General features: G+C 71.5%; 23 protein-coding genes, 1 tRNA gene and 1 other RNA gene. 13 read left to right on the top strand and 12 right to left on the bottom strand.

Annotated features, from left to right (window positions below):
• Window positions 1-10: 10 nt before the first annotated feature.
• Window positions 11-697, top strand: a complete 687-nt coding sequence (locus VTA80_RS03350) for a hypothetical protein (protein WP_407344004.1) — start codon at window positions 11-13, stop codon at window positions 695-697.
• A gap of 86 nt (window positions 698-783) precedes the next feature.
• On the opposite strand, the gene aceE is transcribed toward VTA80_RS03350, so the two are convergent.
• Entirely contained in the window at window positions 784-3,528 is a 2,745-nt protein-coding gene (gene aceE / locus VTA80_RS03345) for a pyruvate dehydrogenase (acetyl-transferring), homodimeric type (protein ID WP_407344003.1), read from the bottom strand.
• Window positions 3,529-3,814: 286 nt separating this feature from the next.
• Between aceE and VTA80_RS03340 the strand changes: the two genes are divergently transcribed.
• The 3 genes from VTA80_RS03340 to VTA80_RS03330 all read left to right on the top strand — a co-directional run bounded on the left by VTA80_RS03340 (window position 3,815) and on the right by VTA80_RS03330 (window position 4,920).
• Window positions 3,815-4,249, top strand: a complete 435-nt coding sequence (locus VTA80_RS03340; RefSeq protein ID WP_407344002.1) for a DUF3052 domain-containing protein — start codon at window positions 3,815-3,817, stop codon at window positions 4,247-4,249.
• Entirely contained in the window at window positions 4,250-4,726 is a 477-nt protein-coding gene (locus VTA80_RS03335; RefSeq protein ID WP_407344001.1) for a peroxiredoxin, read from the top strand.
• A gap of 120 nt (window positions 4,727-4,846) precedes the next feature.
• Window positions 4,847-4,920, top strand: a tRNA-Val gene (locus VTA80_RS03330).
• A gap of 33 nt (window positions 4,921-4,953) precedes the next feature.
• Here the strand turns inward: VTA80_RS03330 and VTA80_RS03325 are convergent.
• The gene (locus VTA80_RS03325; RefSeq protein WP_407344000.1) at window positions 4,954-5,427 is read right to left on the bottom strand and encodes a hypothetical protein; all 474 of its coding nucleotides are present in this window, start codon (window positions 5,425-5,427) and stop codon (window positions 4,954-4,956) included.
• Complete coding sequence (locus tag VTA80_RS03320) at window positions 5,424-6,716, bottom strand: protein kinase domain-containing protein (RefSeq protein WP_407343999.1); 1,293 nt, start codon at window positions 6,714-6,716, stop codon at window positions 5,424-5,426. Before VTA80_RS03320 ends, VTA80_RS03325 begins: the two co-directional genes overlap by 4 nt.
• Window positions 6,717-6,927: 211 nt before the next feature.
• Here VTA80_RS03320 and VTA80_RS03315 point away from each other — a divergent pair, with 211 nt between their 5' ends.
• From VTA80_RS03315 to VTA80_RS03305, 3 genes are read left to right on the top strand one after another with little or no spacing between them, the layout of a single operon-like run.
• Window positions 6,928-8,109 carry a Nif3-like dinuclear metal center hexameric protein gene (locus tag VTA80_RS03315; RefSeq protein ID WP_407345663.1) on the top strand — a complete coding sequence of 394 codons (1,182 nt, stop codon included), beginning with the start codon at window positions 6,928-6,930 and terminating at the stop codon, window positions 8,107-8,109.
• Complete coding sequence (locus VTA80_RS03310; protein WP_407343998.1) at window positions 8,106-8,852, top strand: zinc ribbon domain-containing protein; 747 nt, start codon at window positions 8,106-8,108, stop codon at window positions 8,850-8,852. Before VTA80_RS03315 ends, VTA80_RS03310 begins: the two co-directional genes overlap by 4 nt.
• Window positions 8,853-8,855: 3 nt before the next feature.
• Window positions 8,856-10,019, top strand: coding sequence for a bifunctional RNase H/acid phosphatase (locus tag VTA80_RS03305; RefSeq protein ID WP_407343997.1), 1,164 nt, complete (start codon window positions 8,856-8,858; stop codon window positions 10,017-10,019).
• Window positions 10,020-10,041: 22 nt separating this feature from the next.
• Here VTA80_RS03305 and VTA80_RS03300 read toward each other — a convergent pair whose 3' ends face one another.
• Complete coding sequence (locus tag VTA80_RS03300) at window positions 10,042-10,863, bottom strand: YaaA family protein (protein ID WP_407343996.1); 822 nt, start codon at window positions 10,861-10,863, stop codon at window positions 10,042-10,044.
• 64 nt (window positions 10,864-10,927) lie between these two features.
• Between VTA80_RS03300 and rnpB the strand changes: the two genes are divergently transcribed.
• Window positions 10,928-11,320, top strand: an RNA gene (gene rnpB / locus VTA80_RS03295) — RNase P RNA component class A.
• Window positions 11,321-11,402: 82 nt separating this feature from the next.
• Here rnpB and VTA80_RS03290 read toward each other — a convergent pair.
• Together VTA80_RS03290 and VTA80_RS03285 are read right to left on the bottom strand one after the other, a co-directional pair.
• Window positions 11,403-11,744: a hypothetical protein gene (locus VTA80_RS03290; protein ID WP_407343995.1), complete on the bottom strand. Its 342-nt coding sequence runs from the start codon at window positions 11,742-11,744 to the stop codon at window positions 11,403-11,405.
• On the bottom strand, window positions 11,741-12,634 hold the full coding sequence (locus VTA80_RS03285) for a radical SAM protein (protein ID WP_407343994.1): 894 nt from the start codon (window positions 12,632-12,634) through the stop codon (window positions 11,741-11,743). Before VTA80_RS03285 ends, VTA80_RS03290 begins: the two co-directional genes overlap by 4 nt.
• Before the next feature lie 179 nt (window positions 12,635-12,813).
• Between VTA80_RS03285 and VTA80_RS03280 the strand changes: the two genes are divergently transcribed.
• A complete protein-coding gene (locus tag VTA80_RS03280) occupies window positions 12,814-13,509 on the top strand; it encodes a helix-turn-helix transcriptional regulator (RefSeq protein WP_407343993.1) in 696 nt (231 codons plus the stop codon).
• A complete protein-coding gene (gene moaA / locus VTA80_RS03275) occupies window positions 13,506-14,570 on the top strand; it encodes a GTP 3',8-cyclase MoaA (protein WP_407343992.1) in 1,065 nt (354 codons plus the stop codon). The genes VTA80_RS03280 and moaA overlap by 4 nt, the downstream gene beginning before the upstream one ends.
• Here the strand turns inward: moaA and VTA80_RS03270 are convergent.
• Both VTA80_RS03270 and VTA80_RS03265 read right to left on the bottom strand, forming a co-directional pair.
• A complete protein-coding gene (locus VTA80_RS03270; RefSeq protein WP_407343991.1) occupies window positions 14,567-15,082 on the bottom strand; it encodes a DUF2249 domain-containing protein in 516 nt (171 codons plus the stop codon). The genes moaA and VTA80_RS03270 overlap by 4 nt on opposite strands.
• Window positions 15,072-15,827 (bottom strand): DUF2249 domain-containing protein, encoded by a 756-nt coding sequence (locus tag VTA80_RS03265; RefSeq protein ID WP_407343990.1) that lies wholly within the window; start codon window positions 15,825-15,827, stop codon window positions 15,072-15,074. Before VTA80_RS03265 ends, VTA80_RS03270 begins: the two co-directional genes overlap by 11 nt.
• Window positions 15,828-15,968: 141 nt before the next feature.
• On the opposite strand from VTA80_RS03265, the gene VTA80_RS03260 reads away from it, so the two are divergent.
• Genes VTA80_RS03260 through VTA80_RS03250 form a run of 3 tightly spaced genes read left to right on the top strand, consistent with a single transcriptional unit; the run spans window position 15,969 to window position 18,837 of the window.
• Window positions 15,969-16,307 (top strand): metal-sulfur cluster assembly factor, encoded by a 339-nt coding sequence (locus VTA80_RS03260; protein WP_407343989.1) that lies wholly within the window; start codon window positions 15,969-15,971, stop codon window positions 16,305-16,307.
• Window positions 16,304-17,431, top strand: a complete 1,128-nt coding sequence (locus VTA80_RS03255; RefSeq protein WP_407343988.1) for a hypothetical protein — start codon at window positions 16,304-16,306, stop codon at window positions 17,429-17,431. Before VTA80_RS03260 ends, VTA80_RS03255 begins: the two co-directional genes overlap by 4 nt.
• Entirely contained in the window at window positions 17,428-18,837 is a 1,410-nt protein-coding gene (locus VTA80_RS03250; protein ID WP_407343987.1) for a multicopper oxidase domain-containing protein, read from the top strand. Before VTA80_RS03255 ends, VTA80_RS03250 begins: the two co-directional genes overlap by 4 nt.
• A 26-nt stretch (window positions 18,838-18,863) precedes the next feature.
• Here the strand turns inward: VTA80_RS03250 and narI are convergent, their stop codons facing one another.
• From narI to VTA80_RS03230, 4 genes are read right to left on the bottom strand one after another with little or no spacing between them, the layout of a single operon-like run.
• Window positions 18,864-19,616, bottom strand: coding sequence for a respiratory nitrate reductase subunit gamma (gene narI, locus VTA80_RS03245; RefSeq protein ID WP_407343986.1), 753 nt, complete (start codon window positions 19,614-19,616; stop codon window positions 18,864-18,866).
• Entirely contained in the window at window positions 19,613-20,281 is a 669-nt protein-coding gene (narJ, locus tag VTA80_RS03240) for a nitrate reductase molybdenum cofactor assembly chaperone (RefSeq protein ID WP_407343985.1), read from the bottom strand. The genes narI and narJ overlap by 4 nt, the downstream gene beginning before the upstream one ends.
• Entirely contained in the window at window positions 20,278-21,963 is a 1,686-nt protein-coding gene (narH, locus tag VTA80_RS03235; protein WP_407343984.1) for a nitrate reductase subunit beta, read from the bottom strand. Before narH ends, narJ begins: the two co-directional genes overlap by 4 nt.
• Before the next feature lie 2 nt (window positions 21,964-21,965).
• Window positions 21,966-25,628 carry a nitrate reductase subunit alpha gene (locus VTA80_RS03230; protein ID WP_407345661.1) on the bottom strand — a complete coding sequence of 1,221 codons (3,663 nt, stop codon included), beginning with the start codon at window positions 25,626-25,628 and terminating at the stop codon, window positions 21,966-21,968.
• Window positions 25,629-25,726: the final 98 nt, after the last annotated feature.

The raw sequence follows: 25,726 nt of genomic DNA, 5'->3' as shown, positions 1-25,726 counted from the left end.
TGGTCAATTCATGTCTTTGCTGCCCCGACTGCGCCTTCTCATGCGGCGCCCGCTCTCGTCGTCGAAGGTTGGCGCAAGCCGACCGACGAAGACCGCCCGGCGTGGGGACACGCTGCACGAGGACGCGCTGCGCTCGATGCTGAACGACGATCCCAACAACGTCCGGGCCTTTCAGGCGCTCGCGGACATCGTGAGCCGACGGGCTGCCGAGACCGGCCCCGACGGTGATCCGCTGACCGGGGTGGTCGACCCGAGCGAGAAGCAGCGGGCGGCCGATCTTGCAGTCTGGTCTCTCGGCGAGGAGCTCGCGGGCAACCCCCGCGCCTGGCACCCGCTGATCGAGCTCGCGCGTCTGTCGGTGCACAGCGACCACGAAGGCACGCTGCGCCGGCTCGCGATCGCGGCCGAGCGTGACCCGTCCGGAGAGGCGCTCGCCGAGGGGGTCGCCATGCTTCGCGACGCCGGCATGCCGACCGAGGCGATCGGCCTGGGGATCGGTCACTGGCGCCCCAAGGAGCAGACCCCCGAGATCGGCCGGCACATCGTCCAGGCTGCGATCGACGCCGACCGGCCGCTCGAGGCGAAGCAGCACCTGAAGTCGCTCGACCTGTACCCCGACCAGGCCGCGATCGCCGGGCTGCGTGCCGAGCTCGCCCGCGCCGTCGCGCAGGCCGAACAGCACATCGCCGGCACCTGACCCGCCGCAGAACGAGCGGCAACCAACCCGAACGACCAAGGGCCCCCGGCGAGATTCTCGTCGGGGGCCCTTCGTCGTTTAGTGCGTCAGGAGTCGCCGCCGACGGCACCGGAGGTGCCGGCGGTCACGTCGTCCAGGCGGTAGCGCTCGATCGCCTGGGCCGGGGCGTCGGCCGCGACCTTGCCGTCCCGCGCAAGCTGCTGGAGCACGCGCACCGCGGTGGACGGGCCGTCGATCTTGAAGTGGCGCCGAGCGGCCGCGCGCGTGTCGGAGAAGCCGAAGCCGTCCGCCCCGAGCGTGGCGTAGGTGCCCGGGATCCACTGCCGCACCTGGTCGGTGACGAGGTGGTCGAAGTCCGTCGTGGCGACGAACGGACCCTCGGCGCCGGCGAGCTTGGCCGTGAGGTAGGCGACCGGCGGCTCGGCCTCGGGGTGCAGGAACGCCGCCTGCTCGGCGGCGAGCCCGTCACGGCGCAGCTCGTTCCAGCTGGTCACCGACCACACCGCGGCGCGGACGCCCCAGTCCTCGGCGAGGAGCTTCTGCGCCTCGAGCGCCCACAGGATCGCCACCCCGGAGGCCAGGATCTGGGCGCGCGGCCCGTCACCCTCGGCCGGCGAGATCAGGTGGATCCCCTTGAGGATGCCCTCGACGTCGACGTCCTCCGGCTCGACCGGCTGGAGCATCGGCTCGTTGTAGACGGTGAGGTAGTACATGACGTCCGGGTCGCGGTCGTCGTCGGGTCCGTACATCCGCTTCAGGCCGTCGCGGATGATGTGCCGGATCTCGTACCCGTACGCCGGGTCGTAGTGCACGACGTGCGCCATGGTGCCCGCGAGGATCGGCGAGTGGCCGTCGGCGTGCTGCAGGCCCTCGCCGGTCAGCGTGGTGCGACCGGCGGTGGCGCCGATGAGGAACCCGCGTGTCATCTGGTCGCCGGCCGCCCAGAACTGGTCGCCGGTGCGCTGGAACCCGAACATCGAGTAGTAGAAGTAGAACGGGACCATGACCTCGCCGTGCGTGGCGTAGGACGTGCCGACCGCCTGGAACGCCGCCGCGGAGCCTGCCTCGTTGATGCCCGTGTGCATGATCTGCCCGGACTCGGACTCCTTGTAGGACAGCATCATCTCGCGGTCCACCGCGAGGTAGTGCTGGCCCTGGGTGTTGAAGATCTTCGCGCTCGGGAAGATCGAGTCGAGGCCGAACGTGCGGGCCTCGTCCGGGATGATCGGCACGATCCGGTGGCCGAACTCCTTGTCCTTGACCAGGTCCTTGAACAGGCGCACGAGCGCCATGGTCGTGGCGACCTCCTGGTGGCCGGACCCCTTGGCGAGCAGGTCGTAGGTCGAGTCGGCCGGGAGCGTGACCGGGGCGTGCGTGGTGCGACGCTCGGGCACGAAGCCGCCCAGCGCGCGCCGCCGCTCGAGCATGTACTGGATCTCGGGCGTCTCGGGTCCCGGGTTGTAGTACGGCGGCTCGTACGGGTTGGCGTCGATCTGCTCGTCGGTGATCGGGATGTGCAGCGAGTCCCGGAGCGTCTTGAGGTCGTCGGCCTTGAGCTTCTTCATCTGGTGCGTCGAGTTGCGCCCGGCGAAGCCCGAGCCCAGGCCGTAGCCCTTGATGGTGTGCGCCAGGATGACCGTGGGCTGGCCCGTGTGGGCCATCGCGGCCGAGTACGCGGCGTAGATCTTGCGGTAGTCGTGCCCGCCGCGCTTGAGCTCCCAGATCTCGTCGTCGGTCATGTTCGCCACGAGCGCCTTGGTCCGCGGGTCGCGGCCGAAGAAGTGCTCGCGCACGAAGGCGCCGTCGTTCGCCTTGTAGGTCTGGAAGTCCCCGTCGGGGGTGATGTTCATGAGGTTGACCAGCGCGCGGTCCTTGTCGGCGTTCAGCAGCATGTCCCAGCCGCGGCCCCAGACGACCTTGATGACGTTCCAGCCCGCGCCGCGGAACTGGCCCTCGAGCTCCTGGATGATCTTGCCGTTGCCGCGGACCGGGCCGTCGAGGCGCTGCAGGTTGCAGTTGACGACGAACGTGAGGTTGTCCAGGCCCTGCTGGGCGGCGTGCTGGAGCATGCCGCGGCTCTCGGGCTCGTCCATCTCGCCGTCGCCGAGGAAGGCCCAGACGTTCTGGTCGGAGGTGTCCTTGATCCCGCGGTTCTGCAAGTAGCGGTTGGTCCAGGCCTGGTAGATGGCCGACGCCGGGCCGAGGCCCATCGACACCGTCGGGAACTCCCAGAAGTCCGGCATGAGCCGCGGGTGCGGGTAGGACGGCATGCCGCCGCCCGGGTGCGAGAGCTCCTGGCGGAAGCCGTCGAGCTGGTGCTCGGAGAGCCGTCCCTCGAGGAACGCCCGCGCGTAGATGCCGGGGGAGGCGTGGCCCTGGAAGAAGACCTGGTCGCCGCCGCCGGGGTGGTCCTTGCCGCGGAAGAAGTGGTTCATGCCGATCTCGTACAGCGTCGACACGGACGCGTACGACGAGATGTGCCCGCCGACCCCGACGCCCGGACGCTGGGCCCGCGTGACCATGACCGCGGCGTTCCAGCGGATCCAGGAGCGGTAGCGCTGCTCGACGACCTCGTCGCCGGGGAAGTACGGCTCTTCGTGCACACCGATGGTGTTCACATACGGGGTCGAGACCGTGCGGGGGATCGAGACGTTGCGTTCCCGGGCGCGTTTGAGCAGGTTGAGCAGGATGTAGCGCGCGCGCGGTCCACCCCGTTCGTCGATCAGGTCGTTCAGGGATTCGATCCACTCGCCGGTCTCCGCCGGATCGATGTCATCGACCTGACTCAGCAGACCGTTGATCAGGGGACCTGACTCATCGAACGAAGCCACGAGCGCTCCTTGCATGTCCTGTGCGACAAGGGCCGTGTGGCCCTTGTGCATCCTCGGATTGACCCCGTCGGGCGCCGTTGGGCCCCGCGTGCGTCGGAAGTGGCTTCATTGTCCGGTGTTTCGGCGTGGAAGTCACTCGCTCCTCCTGCGAGATGGGCGTGATGTCCACGACACCGGCGGTCGTCCGTGGATGCCACAACAGCCCGGGCCGCGGTGGGCTAGCGTGTGCAAAGAGAGCAAGGGCCCTGCACGGGCCATCAAGGACGAGAAGGGAACGGGTTTTCACGTGTCTTCCAGCGCGACCCCCATCGATGAGGCTGCGGCGTCGCAGGGTGCCAGCCGGCTCGGATTCACCTCCGGTCAGGTAGTCCAGGAGTTCGGCTGGTCCGACGACGTCGACGAGGCGCTCCGCGCTGCCGTCGAGGCGACGACCGGTACCGAGCTCGTCGACGAGGACTACGACGACGTGACCGACGGCGTCCTGCTCTGGTGGCGCGAGGACGACGGCGACCTCACCGACGCCCTCGTCGACGTCCAGACCGTCCTCGACGACGGTGGGCTCATCTGGGTCCTGACGCTCAAGGCGGGCCGGCCCGGACACGTCAACCACGGTGACATCGAGGAGGCGGCCACGACGGCAGGCCTCCACGCGACGAGCACGTTGTCGATCGCGGCCGACTGGTCGGCCACCAAGCTGGGCAACCGCGGCCGCGGCCGCTGAGTGCCGCTCGACACTGAGCTCACCGCGGTGCAGGTGGGCGAGCGCGCCCCCGACTTCGTGCTGCCGGACACGCACGGCACCCCGGTGCGGCTGGCGGACCTGCGCGGGACGACCGTGGTGGTCGTGTTCGTGCCGTTCGCGTTCACGGGCATCTGCACGGGCGAGCTCTGCGAGCTGCGCGACGCGATCGGCGAGTTCGACGCCGCCGGCGTGCGGCTGCTGGTCGTGTCGTGCGACCCGACGCCCTCGCAGCGCGCCTGGGCCGAGCACGAGGGGTTCTCGTTCGACCTGCTCTCGGACTTCTGGCCGCACGGGGCGGCCGCGCAGGCGTTCGGGGTGTTCGACACCTCGAAGGGTCGCGCCGTGCGGGGCAGCTTCCTGATCGACGACGCCGGCATCGTGCGCTGGAGCGTCGTCAACCCGCCCGGCCGGCCGCGCGACCTCGCCGGGTACCGCGCGGCGCTAGCCGCGCTCTGAGGTACGGCGCGGCGCTAGCCGCGCTCTGAGGTACCGCGCGGCGCTAGCCGCGCTCTGAGTTGACAGCCCCGTGCGGAGCGGCGGGACGTGCCCGACGGCTCGGTACGCTGTACACCTTGAGGGCCTGTAGCTCAGTTGGTTAGAGCGCCGCGTTTACACCGCGGAGGTCGCCGGTTCGAGACCGGCCGGGCCCACCCCCTCATCCCTCGGCGACATCCCCGGTGGGGTCAGTCGCCGTTCTTCTTGTTCTTGCCACGGTCGTTCTTGTTGTCCTTGGCTTTCTGCGCGGCGGCGGCGTCCTGCGCGGCCTTGGTCGCTGCGGCCTTGGCGGCCGCCGCCTTGGTGGCGGCGGCCTTCGCGTCGGCTTCGGCCTGCTCGAGCGAGGTCAGGTCGGCTGCGACCAGGACGATCGAGGCCTCGATGAGCTGCCCGCGGTCGGGCGAGACCGCGCCGGACTCCCGGTCGGTCGAGAGCTGCGTCGTCAGGGTCTCGAGCGCCGCGCGGGCGGACGGGAGGTCGTTTGCTGCCGCTGCGCGCGTGACCTCCAGGACGTCGGCCTGCAGCCGGGCACCGGCGTCGTCGGTCAGGTCCGGCGGGGCGCCCGCGCACCCGGTCAGCAAGCCGGTGACGAGCACGGCGATGGCCAGCCGGGCCGCGCCGCGGGACGGGATGCCGCTGCGGGCGATGCGGCGGCGGGTCACGGTGCCACGCTCCCTTGCAGGCTCTTCAGGTGTTCGCCGAGCGCCCCGGGCACGGCCGGGTAGCTCGGGGCGGGATCCGGTGCGGAGCCGCGGCCCGGCAGCCCGATCGCGAGGGCGATCGCCACGCCGACGATGAACGCGACGGTGAGCAGGGCGACCAGCCGGCGGTGGCCGGACCGCAGGAACCGAGGCCGGACCCGCCGGTCGGGGTTGCCGGCCGGGCTCTGCGCCCGGGGGTCGGCAGTGGTGCTGACCGGGGCTCCGGCGAGCGGCAGCGGCAGGATCGCGGTGGCGGTCGGCGCCCCGAGGAGGATCTGGGTGGCGTCGCCCGGTCCGCCGCGGGTGCCGGGACGCGGGGGCGCCGTCGTCCCGCCGTGGACCGGACGCGTGGGCGCCGTCGTCGGGGTCATGGCCCGGGTGGGGTCGGGCACGGTGACGAGGCCGCGCAGGGCCGCGCTGGCCTCGAGCGCGGTCGGGCGTGCGGCCGGGTCGCGCGCCGTCATGCGCACCAGGAGCGCGTGCCAGGCCGGTCCGAGGTCCGCCGGGACGGTGGGGTCGTGGTCCAGGCGGGCAGCGACGGACTCGAGCACTGTCCCCGGGTAGACGCGGTCCCCGGTCAGGCACTCGAGCAGCACGAGGCCGAGCGCGTAGACGTCCGTGGGCGGTCCGGGGAGGCGGCCGGTGGCCTGCTCGGGGCTCAGGTAGCTCGGCGTGCCGAGCAGGGTCCCGGTCGAGGTCAGCCGCGCCTCGTCGACCAGACGCGCGATCCCGAAGTCCGTCAGCTTGGCCCAGGGCTCGGTCGCGGCCGGGTACGCGTCGCCGGGCAGCAGGATGTTCGCGGGCTTCACGTCGCGGTGGATGACGCCGCAGTCGTGGATGTAGGCGAGGGCCTCGGCCACCTGCGTGCCGACGAGCGCCACCTGGGTGGACGGGAGCGGGCCGCCGGCCAGCCGGTCCGCGAGCGACGGACCCCGCACGAGCTCCACGACCAGGAAGGTGCGCGCCGCGCCGTGGAGCTTCCCCGAACCGGCGTCGAAGATCGTGACCAGGCCGGGATGGTTCAGCCGCGCGAGCAGGCCGATCTCCGCCTGCTGGCGCGCGTCGAACGTGCTGTCGGTGGCGGCGTCGCGGAAGACCTTGAGCGCCACGTCTCGGCCGAGCAGCGTGTCGCGCGCGCGGTACACGTCGGCCATCGCACCCGACCCGATCCGTGCGCCCAGCTCGTACCGTCCAGCGAGGAGCGGTGCGTCGTCGGGGGTGGCGTTCCCCGTCGGCGAGTTGGGAACCACGGCACGTCCGTTCGGGGCAGGCACGGCGCGCCCACGGGCGGACCAGGAAGGGCCCGACTGTACCGGCCGTGCGGCCGTGGGCGCCGTGGTGCCGGGTAGCGTTCGACGGGTGAGCTCCTCCGAGGCATCCCCGCACGGTTTCGGCCCGTCGTCCACCCCCACCTCGGGTGCGCCCGCCGGCCCGCCGGGTCGCGACCCGCGGTCGGCGACGCTGGCCGACGCCGTCGCCGTTCTCGACCGGCGCTTCCCGCGCGAGACCGCCGAGTCGTGGGATGCCGTCGGGCTGGTGCTCGGTGACCCGGCCGCGCCGGTGCGCAAGGTGATGTTCGCCGTCGACCCGACCGCGGCCGTCGTCGACGAGGCGATCGGCTGGGGGGCGGACCTGCTGGTCACGCACCACCCCCTGCTGCTCAGGGCGGTGCACTCCGTCGCCGCGACGAGCTTCAAGGGGGCGCTCGTGCACCGGTTGATCCGGGCGGGGGTGGCCCTGCACGTGGCCCACACGAACGCGGACGCGGCGCTGGGCGGGGTCGCGGACGCGCTCGCGGCGGCGGTCGGGCTGGTCGACCTGGTCCCGCTCGAGGCGGCGCCGACCGAGCCGCTGGACAAGCACGTGGTCTTCGTCCCGGTGGCCGACGCCGAGGCGGTGATCGACGCGCTCGCGGCGGTCGGCGCCGGCCAGATCGGCCAGTACAGCCGGGCTGCGTGGACCGTCGCCGGCACCGGGACGTTCACGCCGTCGGCGGCGGCGCACCCCGTGCTCGGGAGCGCGGGCGTCGTCGAGCAGGTGGTCGAGGCGCGGGTCGAGATGGTCGCCCCGCGGCGGCTGCGGGCCGCCGTCATCGAGGCGATGCGCGCGGTCCACCCCTACGAGGAGCCGGCGTTCGACGTGGTCGAGCTGGCGTCGGGGCCGTCGGCGACCGGGATCGGCCGGGTCGGGCGCCTGGACCCGCCCCTGACGTTGCGTGAGTTCGGTGCTCGGGTCGCCGCGTCGCTGCCCGCGACCGCGCAGGGCGTGCGCCTCGCCGGGGACCTCGACGCGATGGTGACGCGGGTCGCCGTCGTCGGCGGCTCGGGGGACTCGCTGTTCGACGCGGTGCGAGCGACCGGCGCCGACGCCTACCTCACCGCCGACCTGCGCCACCACCCGGCGAGCGAGCTGCGCGAGCGCGCCGAGTTCGAGAGCGACCGCTCCGGGGGTGCGGAGCCGGCGCGACCGTTCCTGGTCGACGTCGCGCACTTCGCGAGCGAGTGGCCCTGGCTCGAACGGGCGGCGGCCGACCTCGTGGGGGACCTCGCGGCGTGCGGCACTACGGTGGTCACGCGCGTCAGCACGCTGCGGACGGATCCGTGGACGGCCCGTCTCGCCTCGTTGGAAAGGACCGCTACGTGACCACAGCACCGCTCGAGGACCAGCGCCGGCTGCTCGATGTCCAGGCGTTGGATACGCGCGCTGCCCAGATCGCCCACCGGCGCCGCACGCTGCCCGCGTTGGCCCGGATCGCCGAGCTCGAGGCGCGGCTCGCCGATGTCGACTCGTCGCGGATCGCCTCGCGCACCGCGCTGAGCGACCTCAAGCGTGAGGTGACCAAGGCGGACGCCGACGTGGAGCAGGTGCGCGTGCGGGCCGCTCGCGACCAGGCGCGGCTCGATGCGGGCACCGGCACTGCGAAGGACCTGCAGGCCATCACCAGCGAGCTCACCGCGCTGACTCGCCGGCAGGCGGAGCTGGAAGAGGTCGAGCTCGAGGTGATGGAGCGGCTCGAGGCGCACGAGAGCGTGCTTGCCGAGCTGAACTCCGCCGCGGCCGTGATCGAGGCGCAGAAGGCTGAGGCCGAGGCTGAGCGCGACGCCGACCTCGCCGTGCTGACCACGGAGCTCGCCGCGCTCGAGATCGACCGGGAGACGAAGGCCGAGGGGCTCGACGCCGGCCTGGTGAAGCTGTACGACCGGCTCCGCGCGCAGTCCGGCGGCCTCGGGGCCGCGGCGCTCCGCGGGCGTCGCTGCGACGGTTGCCGGCTCGAGCTCAACCCGATGGACGTCGAGGCGATCCGCAAGGCCGCCCCCGAGCAGGTCGTGCTCTGCGAGGAGTGCGGTCGCATCCTGGTGCGCCTGCCCGAGCCGGCCAAGGGCTGAGCCGTGCCGGTCACCCGGCTGGTGGTGGAGGCCGACGGCGGCTCGCGGGGCAACCCCGGGCCCGCCGGGTACGGCGCGCTCGTGCGCGACCCGGCGACCGGGCAGGTGCTCGCCGAGCGGGCGGAGTACCTCGGCGTCGTGTCGAACAATGTTGCCGAGTACTCGGGGCTGGTCGCCGGGCTCCGCGCCGCCGTCGAGATCGACCCGGACGCGGTGATCGAGGTGCGCCTCGACTCGCGCCTGGTGGTCGAGCAGATGTCCGGGCGCTGGAAGATCAAGCACGAGGACATGCGGCGGCTCGCGGCGCTGGCACGCACCGTGGTGGCACCCGAGCGGGTCACCTACACGTGGGTGCCGCGCGCGGAGAACAGCGCCGCCGACGTGCTGGCGAACGCGGCGATGGACCGGCGGCTGCCGATCGTGCGGGACTTCCCGCGGGCGGGGGCTGGCGCCGGGGCTGGTGCTGAGGCGCATCCGGTCGTGCCGGAGCGGGTCGCGACCGGGGCCCCGATGCGGTTCGACGACGCGCAGCCGGTCACGGTCGTGCTGGTGCGGCACGGCGAGACCCCGCTGACGGTGAGCAAGGCGTACTCCGGGTCGTCGGTCCCCGGGCCGTCGCTCACCGAGCACGGTCGCGAGCAGGCCGCGCGCGCCGCGGAGCTCGTGTACCGGATCGGACGGGACATGTGGGGCGACGTGCCGGACCCCACCGAGCTCATCGCCTCACCGATGGTGCGGACCCAGGAGACGGCTCAGGTGTTCGCCGCTCGGCTCGGGCTGCCGGTCCGGACCGAGCCGCTGTTCGCGGAGTGCGACTTCGGGGACTGGGAAGGGCTCACCGCCGCCGAGATCGACGAGCAGTGGCCCGGCCAGCTCAAGCGCTGGCACGACGACGCCTCGTTCCGCGCCCCCGGTGGCGAGTCGATCGTGGACGTGGGCGCGCGGATGCGGGCCGGGCTCGAGGCTGTCCGCGCGGCCGGGGTGGGCCGCACGGTGGTCGTCGTGACGCACTCGGTCTCGGTGCGGGCCGCCGTCGGGGTCGCGATCGAGGCGAACCCGTCGGCGTGGGCCCGGATCCGGGTCGCCCCGGCGAGCGTCAGCATCGTCCGCTTGTGGCCGGACGGCTCGAGCGAGGTCACGGTCGTCGGCGCCCCGTCGGGCGCCTGAGGCGCGGCGGTGGCTTCGTGGGTCAGGCGACGGTCAGGGTGAGGACGCTTCGGCCGCTCGTGGCGCGGGTCAGCTCGGCGTCCAGCAGGCGGGGGGCCGCTGTGGGGGTCGCGGGGGTGCGCCGGCGGCGGCGGGGGATGAGCTCGCGGGCCGCGTCGAGGAGCTCGGCGGGGGTGGACGGCTCGGCGCCGGGACGCACGATCAGGTGGCGGGTGAGGACCCCTCGGGTGTGTTTGGCGTGGTGCGACACGACGGTGCGGCGACCGTCGAGCTCACGCAGCACGCGCACCGTGACCCAGCCGGGGGAGCCCGATGGCGGTCGCCACGCCGCGAGGTAGGCGGCCGAGCGGCAGTCGACGATCAGCTCTGCGCCGGCGCACGGGTCGAGCTCCGCGGCGAGCAGCGGGCGCCACGAGCGAGCCAGCGGGCCGACGCCGGGCAGGTCGGTGGCCATGGACAACCGGTAGGCCGGGATGCGGTCCACCGGCCGAACCAGGCCCCACAGCGCAGAGATGATCCGGATCGAACGGTCGGCGCGGGACCGGGCCGCGTCGTCGGGCAGGCGCGCGAGGCCCGCCGCGCCGTACAGGACACCGGTGTAGATGGCCGACGACGGCGCCGCGGGCTCGGTGCGCAGGCGCGTGTTGCGCTCGACCTCCGTCGCCAGGCTCGGGCCGACGCCGAGCAGGCGCAGCGCGTCCGGATGCCCGCTGACCTTGATCAGGGCCGCCAGCACGTCGGCGCGGTGCCCGGTGAGGCTCGGCGATCCGAGGGTGGCGAGGTCGACCGGGTCGCCGGCGTCGGGCACGGTCTTGCCTTCGGACGGGGGCAGGAGGACGAGCACGTCGGACACAGTAGGTGACGGCGGCGGGCGGGGGGTCGTCGGCGGGCTAGGCTGGGCGCGCGGATGAGCTGGCTGGGCGGCCGCGTTCCTCGCGACGTGAGTCGCGGGGGCCGAGGAACGTCCGGGCTCCGTAGGGCAGGGTGGTGGGTAACTCCCACCCGGGGTGACTCGCGGGAAAGTGCCACAGAAAACAGACCGCCACGGTCGGCCTTCGGGTCGAGCGGGGTAAGGGTGAAAAGGTGGTGTAAGAGACCACCAGCGTGCCGGGTGACCGGTGCGGCTAGGTAAACCCCACCCGGAGCAAGGTCAGACAGGAAGCGCTTGAGGGCTGCCCGCCCGAGCTTTCGGGTAGACCGCTGGAGGCGTGCGGCAACGTACGTCGTAGATGGATGGTCGCTACCCGCGCGGGGGTAACCGCGCGCGGTGACAGAACCCGGCGTACAGGCCAGCTCATCCGCTTTATGGCTTTCACCTGCTGGTATGGGCTCAGCTTCGCGCCCTGAGTTCGCAGAGAGTCCGCAAGATTCTCGGTCGAGGTTTCAGTTAGGTCCGTAGTGGGCACCGCGCGCCGCCTCGTCGGGAGAGCCACCCAGGGTGGGTGCGCCCGCGGGCTCGTAGAGGCAGCTGGGGTCCTCGGCCAACGGGTCGCCGGTGACGGCGAAGGCGTGCGAGCGGGATCCGCCGCACACGGTGCGGAACTCGCACTGCCCGCACCGACCGCCGAACCCGTCGGGATCACGGAGCTCCCGCAGCAGGGGAGACGTGCGGTAGATCTCGGGGAACGGTGTGCTGCGCACTGATCCGGCTGGCGCGGGCAGGAAACCGCTGGGGTAGACGGTGCCGACGTGGTCGACGAAGGCGAAGCCGCGGCCGGAGTTCACGTCGATCGGGGGCGGGGTCGACGCCGTTGAGGCTCCTGTCCGGCGAGCAGTCGTTCGGTGTCCAGGCGAAGAGCGCTGCGGAGCGGGCCGACGGGAAACGCGTCGTCGACGTCGGCGACGCGGGAGCGCTGGATCGCCAGGCGCCGGTAGTGGGGTGCCTCGGTGGTCTTGACCGCGATGAACGAGGAGACGTCGTGCAGCCAGTGCAGGACCTCTTCCTCGTCCGCGGCGGCGAGGGGTTCGAGAAGCTTCCCGCGCCCGGTGGGGATCAGGAAGAACACGCTCCACAACGACGCGCCCATGTCGATGACGGTCTTGAGGATCTGGGGCAGCTCGCGGACGTTGCTGCTCGTGACGGTGGTGTTGATCTGGAGCCGGAAGCCGACGTCACGCACCATGTGGGCGGCCTCGAGAGTGGCGTCGAAGACTCCGTCGATGCCACGAAAAGCGTCGTGCGTCTGCGCGCTCGCGCCGTCCAGGGACAGGGAGATCGCTTTCGCCCCGGCCTCGCGCAGCTCGACCAGGACCGGCCGGGTGAGTCGGTCGGTGACCGACGGCGACAGCGCCATGCTCAGTCCGAGCTCGGTGCCGTGGGCGACGAGCTCGGGGAGGTCGGGACGCTCGAACGGGTCTCCGCCGGTCAGGACGACCAGGGGGCGTGGGGTCCCGAAGGAGGCGAGCTCATCCAGGAGGCGCTTGCCCTCGGCTGTGGTGAGCTCGAGCGGGTTTCGGGTGCGGATCGCCTCGGCGCGGCAGTGGGTGCAGGCGAGCTGGCAGGCCCGGGTGACCTCCCAGATGACGATGAACGGCCGGTCGGCGGGGTCGTGGTGCATCAGCCGCACGGCGCGCGGGGCCGACGGGGCCAGGTCACGTGACTCGGTGGGACGCACTGCGCTCGGGGCAGGGATGATCGGCCCTCTCGGTGGAGCAATGGCGACGGAGGACTGCGACGCTCACGTACCGTGACGCCGAGCCTGGGCCCTGTTCGGCCCGGTGGCTTGTTTTTACTACACATCCGAGGAAAACTAAAGTCGTGCAACCCCAACGAATCGACGCCCGAACCCATCGAGTGCTCTCTGGTGCAAGCCGGGTTGCCGTTCTCGAGGTCATCCGCGCCGACGGTCCGCTGGACGTCCAGGCGATCGCTGCCAAGGTCGCGCTGCACCCCAACACGGTGCGCTCCCACCTCGACCAGCTCATCGAGGCCGGCCTGGTCGAGAGCTCGGTGAGCTCGCGGGCCACGCCGGGACGACCACGCCTGAGCTTCGCTGCGCCGGCGGGAACCACGCCCGGCACGGAGGACTCCTATCGGACGCTCGCGGGCATCCTCGCTGGGGCCATCGGAGCCGGGGCGGCAGAACCCGGCGCAGCGGCCGCGGACCTCGGTGAACGTTGGGGCCAGGACGCAGCCCGGGCCGGGGGGTACGTGGCCGAGCCTCTGGACGACGCCGGTGTGCTCGACAGTCTGGTCGGGTTGCTCGACGACATCGGTTTCGCGCCCACCGTCGCCGCCGCCACCGACGGGGGAGAGGTCGGGGCCGCGGCGAGTGACTCGACGGTGATCGAGCTGCACCGATGTCCGTTCGCTGAGGTGGCGCGCGAGCATCGCGACGTCGTGTGCGGCGTGCATCTCGGCCTGCTGCGCGGTGCCTTGAGTGAGCTGCGCGCGCCGCACACCGCGGTTCGGCTCGAGCCGTTCGTGCGCCCCGACCTGTGCCTTGCCACCCTCACCCCGGTGGCCGCCGGCGCCCCGGTCGCGCGGTGAGTGCCGCGGACGCCGTCGGGCAGGCGGACGGCCTCGTGCGAGACACCCGGGGTCGCGCGCTGCGGGACTTGCGGATCTCGGTGACGGACCGCTGCAACTTCCGGTGCACGTACTGCATGCCCAAGGAGGCTTTCGGTCGTGACCATGCCTTCCTGCCGCGCGCCGAGCTGCTCACGTTCGAGGAGATCACCCGACTGGCCCGGATCGCCGCCGCGCACGGGGTCGCCAAGGTCCGGCTGACCGGCGGCGAGCCGCTGCTGCGCAAAGACCTGCATGTGCTGGTCGCCGACCTGAGCGCCCTGCGGACGCCGCAGGGGGACCCGCTGGACATCGCCCTGACCACGAACGGCTCGCTGCTCGCCAAGAAGGCGCCCGCGCTGAAGGCCGCCGGCCTGGGCCGGGTCACCGTCTCGCTCGACTCGCTCGACGACGCGACCTTCATGGCGCTGAACGACGTTGCGTTCCCCGTGTCCACGGTGCTGGACGGGATCCGGGCGGCAGCCGAGGCGGGGCTCGGCCCCGTCAAGGTCAACATGGTCGTCAAGCGGGGCCACAACGACCACGACCTCGTGGCGATGGCGCGTCACTTCAAGGGCACGGGCGTGATCCTGCGGTTCATCGAGTACATGGATGTGGGTGCCACGAACGGCTGGCAGATGGACCAGGTCGTGCCCTCGGCCGAGGTGCTCGCGCGGATCGACGCGGAGCTGCCCTTGGAGCAGATCCCGCCGGCGTACCCCGGTGAGACGTCGGTGCGGTGGCGCTACCGGGACGGTGGCGGCGAGATCGGCGTGATCTCCTCCGTCACGGGGGCGTTCTGCGGAGCGTGCACGCGGGCGCGGATCTCGACGGACGGCAAGCTCTTCACGTGCCTGTTCGCCACGCGGGGGCAGGACCTGCGCGCGTTGCTGCGGGCCGGGGCCAGCGACGAGGACCTGGCCGCGGTGATCGGCGGGATCTGGCGCGCGCGCACTGACCGGTACTCCGAGCTGCGTGGGCTGTCCACGACCCGGCCGCCGACGAGCGACGGCCGGGTCGAGATGTCCTACATCGGCGGCTAGGAGCCAGACGCGACGTCGGTCCCCTGCGGGTCGGCGACCCGGCCGATGCGCACCCGCCACACTTCGGGTCCCTCCTCGAGTGCGTCCCAGCTGAACTCGCCGGTGTTCTCCGCGGCGAGCTGGTAGTACAGCGGCTTCGGGTCGTGGTCGTTGACCAGTACGAAGCCGGTCCCGGGCGCCAGCGCGGCGAAGGTCGTGAAGATCAGCTCGTGCCGCACCCGGGGGATCTCGGTCCGGACGTCGAGCAGAAGGTCGGTCGTGGGCATGGTGGGGTCCTCTCGGTGGTGCGGGGGAGCCGCCTCGAGCTGGGTCTCCAGCAGGGCGGCGTGATGCATGGTCCTGTCCAGGCGTTGGGCCTGGGTGGGATGAGACCGGCGGAGCAGCACCCAGCCGTCGGCGGCCAGGCGCCCGGCACGCTCCGGCTGCCCCGCCAGAGCGAGCTGCCGGCACGCGTGCGCCAGGACCCGCGTGAGGCCGTCGACGACGTCGGCGCTCGCGGCGTCAGCCGGCACGGGTGATCTCGACCCGCCAGACCAGCGGGCCGGTCTCGAGGTAGGTCCAGGTGAACCGCCCGGGCCACAGGGCCTCGGTCTGGTAGCGCAGCGGCTTGGGGTCGTGGTCGTTGAGGATGACGAAGCTGCCACCGGGGGCCAGCTCGTCGAGCCGGGCGAAGATGATCTCGTGGCGCCCACCGTGGGGCAGGCTGCGGACGTCGAGCTCGGCTGGCTCGCTCGCGCCAAGGAGTTCGTGCATCCCCACCAGAGCTGCACCCAGGTCGATGCCGCCGGCGTCCAGGGCGGGGAGCAGCAGGTTGTTCTCCTTGGCCAGGTGCACGGTGAACAGGGCCTGAGCGGAGCCGGCGGCCACGGCCACCGCGATGGCGTCGTGGACGCTGTCGAGGTCGGTCACCAGCAGGTCGAGCGCGCGGTGCTCGGCGATCATGGCGTCCACCAGGAGCCGCGTGGCCTCCAGGCGGGAGCCGGCGGCGTAGAGCACGGCCTCCTCGGCGCGGGCATGAGGCATCAGCTCCGTGGCGAACCAGGAGACGAGCGCGGTGCGCGCCTCTTCGAACACCCCGACGCGCGCGCCCGAGATCACGCCGTCAGCCAGCGCGGCCAGCTCGGCGGCGAGCGCGGTGTGGTGGCGGGCGATGGCGCCGATCACCTCGGCGTTCGGCGTCGACGGGACCGGGGTGGCAGGGGTGGCCGGCGTCGGGACAGGCGGAGTGGAGGCGATCTGGTGGAGGTCGAGTGACATCGGGTCTCCTTGAGGAGTCGGGTGCTCGGGGTGGACGACGAGCCGTGAGTTGTTTTTACTAGACTTTCAGTGAAAACTGTATCCCGTGCTCCGCGAACCGAACGACACCCCCGCCCACACCACCCGTCACGGGAGCGCCGCATGAGCCGCGACCTGCTGTCCGTGACCCGGCTGCTGGCGCCCGGCTCCGAGGCGGCACAGCTGCGGGAGGCCCTGACGGACGTCATCGACCCCGAGCTCGGCATCGACATCATCAACCTCGGGCTGGTCTACGGCCTCGAGGTCAACGGCCGCAACGCCGCCGTCCTGATGACCACCACCACGCCGGCATGCCCGCTGGGGGAGTACCTCACCGACGAGGTGCGCCGCGTGCTCGTGACCGGCGGCTGGGTCGACCAGGTCGAGGTCGTCATCACGCACATGCCCGCGTGGACCCCCGAGATGATGTCCGCCGAGACCAAGCAGGCCTTCGGGTGGTGACCTCCACAGCCCCGATCCGGGTGAAGCAGCCCACGGCCCGACGCCGCCTGCCCCTGTTCGCCGCGGCCCTGGCGTGCCTGCTCGCCGGGCTCTGGGGCGGGCTCGTGCTGCTCGGCCTGCCAGTGCCCACCCTGCTTCCGATGGCCGCCGCCGATCACGGCCCCCTGATGGCGCTCGGGTTCCTCGGCACCGTGATCTCGCTCGAACGCGCCGTTGCCCTCGGGCGCAGGTGGGCGTTCGCCGCCCCCGCGCTCGCGGGCGCCGGTGGACTCGCCCTGCTGGTGAGCCTGCCGCCCGTCGTCGGGCGCCTGCTGCTGTGCGCGGCGTCGATCGTGCTCGTGGTCGTCTACGTCGTGGTGCACCGGATCCAGCCCGCGGTGCACCTACGAGTGATGGCCGCTGGAGCGGTGTGCTGGTACGTGGCCACCGTGCTCTGGCTCGCGGGGTGGTCCCTGCCGCGCCTGGTGCCGTGGATCGCGGGCTTTCTCGTGCTGACGATCCTCGGTGAGCGGCTCGAGCTCGCCCGGGTCGCGATGCTCACCCGGCGCTCGATCCGCGAGTTCCTGGTCGCGGCGTCCCTGTTCGGCACCGGGCTGGTCCTGAGCACGACGACGACGATCACCGGGTCGGCCGGGGTCCGCCTCGCGGGGGCGGGCATGGTTGCGCTCGCGGTATGGGGCGCGGCGCACGACGTCGCCCGGCGCACCGTCAAGATCCCCGGGGTCACCCGGTTCATGGCGGTGTGCCTGCTGGCCGGGTACCTGTGGCTGGCGATCGGCGGCGTGATCTGGCTGGGTGCGGAGAACCTCGGGGTGAGCGTCGAGGTCTACGACGCCGCGCTGCACACCGTGTTCCTCGGGTTCGTGATGTCCATGATCTTCGGGCACGCGCCCGTCATCGTGCCGGCCGTGCTGCGGGTCCGGCTGCCGTTCCACCGATGGTTCTACGCGCACGTGGCGCTGCTGCACGCCTCGCTGCTGGTGCGCGTGGTGCTGGGGGACGCCGCCGGGATCGGCTTGTGGTCGCGGATCGGCGGTGTGGGCACCGAGCTGGCCATCCTCGCGTTCCTGGCCGCGTCGGTCACCGCCGTGCGCCTCTCGCGTCGGCAGAAGGTGGCCGCGTGACCACGACCCAGACCCCGGCGGCCGTCCGCTCGACGACCGCTGAGCCTGCGGGCCGCGCGGGGCTGTGGTCGGGGATCGCCCTGGGCGCCGCCATGGTGGTCATCGCGCTGGTCGTGGCCCTGACCAGCGGCGGGGACCGCGCCGGCGAGGCGCGCGCCGTCGTAGGTCCCGGTGGGACCCAGACCGTCGAGGTCACCCTCGTCGGGATGACGATCACGCCGTCGGTCATCGAGGTCCCCGCCGGCACGCGCCTGGTCCTGGCGGTCACCAACACCGACGCGATGCGGCACGACCTGACCCTCGCCACCGGCCAGCGGACCACGCTGCTCGGCGCGGGCCAGTCCGCGACGATCGACGTCGGCCGCGTGGACGCCGACATCGCCGGGTGGTGCACCGTCCCTGGGCACAAGGCGGCCGGGATGACCTTGAGCATCGTGGCCGCCGGGGCCGCCGACGGAGCCGCCGGGGCGGCAGATGCGGCCGGGTCCGGGCACGACATGGGTGCCATGACCGCCGACGCCGGCGTGACACCCGCGTTCGACCTGCATGGCGATCCGGGACCGGACTGGCGCCCGTACGACCCGATCCTGCAACCCGCCCCCGGCGCCACCGAGCACGTCCTGACGATGACGGTCGAGGACACCGACGTCGAGGTCGCCCCCGGCGTGCGCCAGACCCTGTGGACCTTCAACGGCACCGCACCGGGACCCACGCTGCACGGCAAGGTCGGCGACGTCTTCACGATCACGTTCACCAACGCCGCGAGCATGGGGCACGGCATCGACTTCCACGCGGGATCGCTCGCCCCGGACGGGCCGATGCGCACGATCAACTCGGGGGAGTCCCTCACCTACCAGTTCGTCGCCACCAACTCCGGGGCGTGGCTGTATCACTGCAGCACGATGCCCATGGCGCTGCACATCGCCAACGGTATGTTCGGTGCGGTCATCATCGACCCGCCGAACGTGCCCGCCGTGGACACCGAGCTCGTGCTCGTGCACTCCGAGCTGTACCTCGGAGCCGAGGGCGGCACGGCCGACGAGGCGAAGATCGCCGCCGAGCACCCCGACGCGGTCGTGTTCAACGGCTACCCGAACCAGTACGACCACGCCCCGATCGCGGTCGGCGTCGGGACGCGGGTCCGGGTGTGGGTGATCGACGCCGGGCCGCAACGCGCGACCGCGTTCCATGTGGTCGGGGCCCAGTTCGACACCGTGTTCAAGGAGGGCGCCTACCTGTTGCGCCCGGGCAACGCGGAGCACGGCGCCGCCCAGGTGCTCGACCTCGCGGTGGCCCAGGGGGGCTTCGTCGAGTTCGTGCTCCCCGAGGCGGGGCGCTACCCGTTCGTCGACCACGCCATGGTCGACGGCGAGCGTGGCGCCCACGGCTTCTTCGACGCCTCGTAGTTCTCGATGGCGATTCCCCGCGGTGATCAGCGGCGGGTCTTCTCCGACTTCTCCCAGCCGCGGCGCGGGGCGCGGTTGCCGAAGCGTTCGGGCTTGGCGCGGTAGACCACATACGGGCGCCACAGGTAGAACAGCGGGGCGCTGAACACGTGCACGAGGCGGGTGAACGGCCACAGGGCGAACAGCAGCATCGCGGCCATGGAGTGCACCTGGAAGGAGAGCGGCGCGGCGGCCATGAGCTCAGGGTGCAGCTGGAACGTGAAGATGCCCCGGAACCACACCGAGACGCCTTCGCGGTAGTTGTAGCCGTCGTTGAGGTCGAGCACCCCGTTGCCGACGGTGTTGATGAGGCCGAAGCCGATCACGACGGCGAGCATGAGGTACATCGTCTTGTCCATGCGGGTGGTGGCGCCGAACACCGCGCCGTTGGTGCGCCGGCGGTAGATCAGCAGCGACATGCCGACCACGGTCGCCAGCCCGGCCAGCAGCCCGACACTGACAGCCATCGCATGGTAGGCGGACTCTGAGAGCCCGACGGCTTCGGTCCAGGGCTGCGGGATGCCCAGGCCCATGACGTGCCCGGCGAACACCGCGAGGATGCCGAAGTGGAACAGCGGGCTGCCCCAGCGCAGCAGCTTGGACTCGTACAGCTGCGACGAGCGAGTGGTCCAGCCGAACTTGTCGTACCGGTACCGCCACGCGTGGCCGGTGATGAAGATCGCCAGGCACACGTACGGCACCACGGCCCACAGCACGATCTCGAGCGTGGTGGCGCTCATGTCCTGGCTCCTTTGAGGTCCGGAAGTGCGTACGGTTCCAGCCCGACGGACTCGTCCGGTGGCCCCTCGGCGGCCAGCCGGGCTACCGCCTCACGCTCGTCGCCGACCAGCGGCGGGAGCGTGGCGCAGACCGCGACGAGCGCGCCCGCGTACGGCGAGGCGGCGTCGATCAGCGCGAGGCGCAGCACCTCGAGCCCGGCGCGGTGCTCCAAGAGCAGTCGCATGCCGACCTCGGCATCCTGGGTGGCGGAGAACTCGAGCAGCACACACAGGTGGTCCGGGAGCTCCTCGTCGGTGAGCTCGAGGCCGGCCGCGCGGTAGGCCTGCTTGAAGCTGAGCAGGGCGACCCCACGTTGGCGGGTGTCGCCGTGCCCGTAGTACGTCAGGTACAGGCAGGCGCGCCGACGCATGTCGAACGCCTCGACGTAGTTGACCGTCAGCTGGGTCAGTGGGGTGCTCTCGAGGTGGTCCAGCACCCCGGTCAGTGCGGACCGGGCCGGGTCGGGCACCGACGCCAGCGCGGTGCGCAGATCGGGCACCTGGGCGATCAGCTCGGCGGTGGGGTAGTCGAGCACGATCCCGGCCACCCGGTGCACGATGGCGACCTGGCGCGCGGTCGGCGCCTTCGTCCGGCGGGCGGCGCGGGGCAGAGGCAGCGGGCTCATGAGGTGGCCTGCCGATCCGTCGGCTCCGCGCCGGGCGCGTCGCGGCCCGGGAACAGGCCGGGCGGTGTGCCCCGCCCGTCCCAGTTCAGCATGTTGACCCGGGTGGCCGGCCCGCCCGCCGGGGTGGTCGTGTCGGAGGTCTGCCGGTCCTTCAGCGCCCGGAAGTTCTCCACCGCGAGCGGTGTGCCCGCCCCGGAGCCTTCGCCGAACGGGCCGGAGCCGCCCATGCCGGGGCCGCCGTCGTAGTTGAGCGAGCATTCGGTGGCGAGCTCTTCGAGGTTGTGCGCCTGCTCGGCGTGCGCCGGCGGGATGACGTACCGCTCGTCGTACTTGGCGATCGCGAGCAGCCGGAACATGTCCTCCATCTCGCCGGTCGTCATCCCGACGGCCTCGGGGATGGCGGGGTTGCCGGGGCGGCCCATGTTGATGTCGCGCATGTAGGAGCGCATCGCGGCGAGCTTCTTGAGCACGCCGGTGACCGGCTCGGTGTCGCCGGCGGTGAACAGCTCGGCGAGGTACTCCACCGGGATGCGCAGGGTGTCGATCGCGGCGAACAGGTTCCCAGCTTCTTCCGCGTCCTCGCCGGTCTCCTGCACGACGTCGACCACGGGCGACAGCGGGGGGATGTACCAGACCATGGGCATGGTGCGGTACTCGGGGTGCAGCGGCAGGGCGACCTTGAAGGTGCTGATCAGGGCCCAGATCGGGGAGCGCTGCGCGGCGTCGACCCAGTCGCGGGGGATGCCGGCCTTCTCGGCCTCACGGATGACGGTCGGGTCGTTCGGGTCCAGGAACACCCCGCGCTGGGACTCGAGCAGGTCCTTCGGGTCGGTGACGGTGGCCGCCTCGAGCACTTTGTCGGCGTCGTACAGCACGAGTCCGATGTACCGCAGCCGGCCCACGCACGTCTCGGCGCACACGGTCGGCAGGCCGACCTCGATGCGCGGGAAGCAGAAGGTGCACTTCTCGGCCTTGCCGGTCTTGTGGTTGAAGTAGATCTTCTTGTAGGGGCACCCGGTGACGCACTTGCGCCAGCCGCGGCACTTGTCCTGGTCGACCAGCACGATGCCGTCCTCGGCGCGCTTGTAGATCGCGCCCGACGGGCACGACGCGGCGCAGGACGGGTTGAGGCAGTGCTCGCAGATGCGCGGCAGGTAGAACATGAACGTCTGCTCGTAGGCGAGCTTCACTTTGTCCGAGACCTTGGCCAGGATCGGGTCGGCTGTCAGGTTCGGTGACCCGCCCAGGTCGTCGTCCCAGTTGGCGCTCCAGGTGATCTGCATGTCCTTGCCGGTGATGAGCGACTTCGGCCGGGCGACCGGGCTGTGCTCCTGCAGGGGTGCGTTCGTGAGCATCTCGTAGTCGTAGGTCCACGGCTCGTAGTAGTCGTCGATCGAGGGCAGCTTGGGGCTGGAGAAGATGGTGGCGAGGTTCTTGATGCGCCCGCCGGCCTTGAGGCGCAGGCGTCCGCGCTTGGTGAGGGTCCAGCCGCCCTCCCACTTGTCCTGGTCCTCGTAGGTGCGCGGGTAGCCCTGGCCGGGGCGGGTCTCGACGTTGTTGAACCACACGTACTCGGTGCCGGTCCGGTTGGTCCACGCCTGCTTGCAGGTGACCGAGCAGGTGTGGCAGCCGATGCACTTGTCGAGGTTCATCACCATCGACATCTGGGCCATGACGCGCATGTCTAGTACTCCACGTTCTGCGTGCGGCGACGGATCATCGTCACTTCGTCGCGTTGGTTGCCGGTGGGGCCGAGGTAGTTGAACGCGAAGGTCAGCTGGGCGTAGCCGCCGATGAGGTGGCTGGGTTTCATCAGGATCCTCGTCAGCGAGTTGTGGATGCCGCCGCGCTTGCCGGAGGTCTCCGTCTTGGGCACATCGATCAGCCGGTCCTGCGCGTGGTACATGTACACGGTGCCCTCGGGCATCCGGTAGGAGACGATCGCGCGGGCCACCACCACGCCGTTGCGGTTGACCGCCTCGACCCAGTCGTTGTCCTTGACGCCGATCTTGTCCGCGTCCACCTCGCTGATCCAGATCCCCGGCCCGCCGCGGGCCAGGCTGAGCATGAGCAGGTTGTCCTGGTACTCGGAGTGGATGGACCACTTCGAGTGCGGGGTCAGGTAGCGCACGGTGATGCCGAGCTCGCCGGTGTCGCCGAGCTCGGGCTCGTTGAACAACGCGGTCATGTTCAGCGGGGGCCGGAAGATCGGCAGCTGCTCGCCGAGCTCGGTGATCCAGTCGTGGTCGAGGAAGAAGTGCATCCGCCCGGTCAGGGTGTGCCACGGCTTGAGGCGCTCGACGTTGATGGTGAACGGCGAGTACCGCCGTCCGCCCGTCTCCGAGCCGGACCACTCCGGCGAGGTCAGCACCGGCATGGGGGCCGCCTGGGTGTCGGCGAACGTGACCTGCTTGCCCTCGTTCTCGGCGGCCAGGTCGACGAGCGGGCGGCCGGTGCGCTTCTCCAGCGACCGGAACCCGGCGGTGGCGAGGTGGCCGTTCGTGGTGCCGGACTGGGCCAGGATCGCCTCGCACACGTGGATGTCGCGCTGCAGCGAGGGTCGCCCGTCCGCGACGCCGCCGCGGATCCGGCCGTTCTTGTGGCCGAGGTACTCGATCGGCTTGGTCAGGTCGTAGGTGATGCCCTTGGTGGTCGCGCCGAGCTTGTCGGCCAGCGGGCCGAGCGCGCCGAGCTTCTCGGCGACGGCGCCGTAGTCGCGCTCTACGACGACCAGCTTGGGCATGGTCTTGCCCGGGATGGGCTCGCACTCGCCGAACTTCCAGTCCAGGACCCGGCCCGACGGCGTCGCCATCGCGTCCGGGGTGTCGTGCAGCAGCGGCATTGCCACGACGTCCTTGCGGACCCCGAGGTGCTCGGCCGCCAGGGCCGAGAACGCCTTCGCGATCGTGTGGAACGCGTCGAAGTCGGTGCGCGTCTGCCAGGGCGGGGCGATGGCGGGGTTGAACGAGTGCACGAACGGGTGCATGTCGGTGCTGGACAGGTCGTACTTCTCATACCAGGTGGCCGCCGGCAGCACGATGTCGGAGAACAGCGTGGTCGAGGTCATCCGGAAGTCGAGCGTGAGCAGCAGGTCGAGCTTGCCGATCGGGGCGTCGTCGCGCCAGACGACGTCGCGCGGGTGGTTGACGGCTTCCGCTTCCGTGGCGCGCAGCGAGTTGTCGGTGCCGAGCAGATGCTTGAGGAAGTACTCGTTGCCCTTGCCCGAGCTGCCCAGCAGGTTCGAGCGCCACACCGTCAGCAGGCGCGGGTAGTTCGTCGGGGCGTCGGGGTCCTCGCCGGCGAACTTCAGCGAACCGTCCTTCAGCGCCGCGGGGACGTACTGGTCCACCGGGACCCCCGCCGCGTCGGCGTCGTCGGCCAGGGTGAGCGAGCTGCGGTCGAAGGTGGGGTACGACGGCATCCAGCCCAGCCGGGCGGACTTGGCCAGCACGTCGACCATCGCCATGCCGGAGAACATGCCCTTGGCCTTGCCTGAGGCGAGCGCGTCGGCGCTGAACGTGTCGTACCGGTACTGGTCAGAGTGCAGGTACCAGTACGCGGTCTGGATCATGTGCCGGGGCGGGCGCGACCAGTCCAGGGCGTTCGCGTACTGGTTGAACCCGGTCAGCGGGCGGACCTTCTCCTGGCCGACGTAGTGCGCCCAGCCGCCGCCGTTGACGCCCTGCGTCCCGCACAGCGTGGTCAGGGTCAGGAACGCGCGGTAGATCGTGTCGGCGTGGAACCAGTGGTTCACGCCGGCGCCCATGATGATCATGGAGCGGCCCTTGGACTCCTCGGCGTTGGCCGCGAACTCCCGGCCGATCCGTTCGGCCTTGGCCGCCGGGACGCCGGTGATGGTCTCCTGCCATGCGGGGGTGCAGGGGCTGGAGGCGTCGTCGTACCCGGTCGCCCAGGTGCCGGGCAGGCCCGGGCGGCCGACGCCGTATTGGGCCAGGAGCAGGTCGTACACGGTGGTCACTAGGTGCCCGCCGACCATCCGGGTCGGCACGCCGCGGGCGATGACCGCGGCGGAGCCGTCGATGGCGTCGAACCGCGGCAGGTCGATCGCCGCGACCGACGAGCCGGCGCCGTCGGCGCTCAGGCGCGGGACGGTGTCGCCGAGGTCGAGGTTCCACTTGCCCTCACCCTCGGCGCCGTATCGGAAGCCCAGAGAGCCGTTGGGCACGACGGCCTCGCCTGTCGCGTCGTCGAGCAGCACGGTCTTGAACTCGGCGTGCTCGCTGGTGTCGCCCAGGTCGGCCGCGGTGAGGAACTTGGCCGAGACGTAGTGGTCACCCTGCTGCTCGAGCGTGACCAGGAACGGCAGGTCGGTGAACTTGCGCACGTACCCGTCGAAGTACTCGGTGATGCGGTCGACGAAGAACTCCTTGAGCACCACGTGGCCCATGGCCATCGCGAGCGCGCCGTCGGTGCCGGGGGCGGGCGCGAGCCACTCGTCGGCGAACTTGACGTTGTCCGCGTAGTCCGGGGAGACCGCGATGACCTTCTGGCCGCGGTAGCGCGCCTCGACCATCCAGTGCGCGTCGGGGGTGCGGGTGACCGGAACGTTGGAGCCCCACATGATCAGGTACCCGGCGTCCCACCAGTCCCCGGACTCCGGCACGTCGGTCTGGTCGCCGAACACCTGCGGGGAGGCGACCGGCAGGTCCGCGTACCAGTCGTAGAACGACAGCATCGCGCCGCCGATCAGCGAGTAGAACCGGGACCCGACCCCGTGCGACACCATCGACATCGCGGGGATCGGGGAGAACCCGGCGATCCGGTCCGGCCCGTGCTCCTTGATCGTGTGCACGTGGGCCGCGGCGATCATCTCCGTGGCCTCGTCCCAGGTCGCCCGCACCAGGCCACCGTTGCCACGCGCCGCCTTGTACCGGGCCGAGCGGACCGGGTCGGCCATGATGTCCGCCCACGCGGCGACCGGCTCGCCCAGCCGAGCCCGCGCCTCGCGGTACATCTCCAGCAGGACGCCGCGCACGTACGGGTAGCGCACGCGGGTGGGGGAGTAGGTGTACCAGCTGAACGCGGCGCCGCGCGGGCAGCCGCGAGGCTCGTACTCGGGGCGGTCCGGTCCGGTCGAGGGGTAGTCGGTCTGCTGGGTCTCCCAGGTGATGATGCCGTCCTTGACGTACACCTTCCAGGAGCACGACCCGGTGCAGTTGACCCCGTGCGTGGAGCGGACGACCTTGTCGTGGCTCCATCGGTCGCGGTAGAAGGTGTCGGCGTCGCGCCCCCCGATCTGGTGCAGCGTGCGCAGGTCGGGGGACACCTCCTTCTTCTGGAAGAACCGCCGGGTCTTGAGCAGGGCCTCGGTGACGTCGTCGTCCATCCGGGCGCCGGGCTTGGGCGGGTTGTTCTGGAGCGTCACGAGCGGGTCCTCTTTCGAAACGGCGACTGTCGAAGCGGTCCGGCCTGAGCCAGGTGAGG

Origin of the sequence: Pengzhenrongella phosphoraccumulans, assembly GCF_045689905.1 — a bacterium.
Classification (GTDB): domain Bacteria; phylum Actinomycetota; class Actinomycetes; order Actinomycetales; family Cellulomonadaceae; genus Pengzhenrongella; species Pengzhenrongella phosphoraccumulans.
This window is presented reverse-complemented; position numbering and strand designations above follow the sequence as displayed.

Coding starts and splice junctions, on each gene's coding strand:
- VTA80_RS03260 (WP_407343989.1), top strand. CDS start 15,969: ATGAGCCGCGACCTGCTGTCCGTGACCCGGCTGCTGGCGCCCGGCTCC.
- narI (WP_407343986.1), bottom strand. CDS start 19,616: ATGAGCGCCACCACGCTCGAGATCGTGCTGTGGGCCGTGGTGCCGTAC.
- VTA80_RS03350 (WP_407344004.1), top strand. CDS start 11: ATGTCTTTGCTGCCCCGACTGCGCCTTCTCATGCGGCGCCCGCTCTCG.
- narH (WP_407343984.1), bottom strand. CDS start 21,963: ATGCGCGTCATGGCCCAGATGTCGATGGTGATGAACCTCGACAAGTGC.
- narJ (WP_407343985.1), bottom strand. CDS start 20,281: ATGAGCCCGCTGCCTCTGCCCCGCGCCGCCCGCCGGACGAAGGCGCCG.
- VTA80_RS03265 (WP_407343990.1), bottom strand. CDS start 15,827: ATGTCACTCGACCTCCACCAGATCGCCTCCACTCCGCCTGTCCCGACG.
- VTA80_RS03230 (WP_407345661.1), bottom strand. CDS start 25,628: ATGGACGACGACGTCACCGAGGCCCTGCTCAAGACCCGGCGGTTCTTC.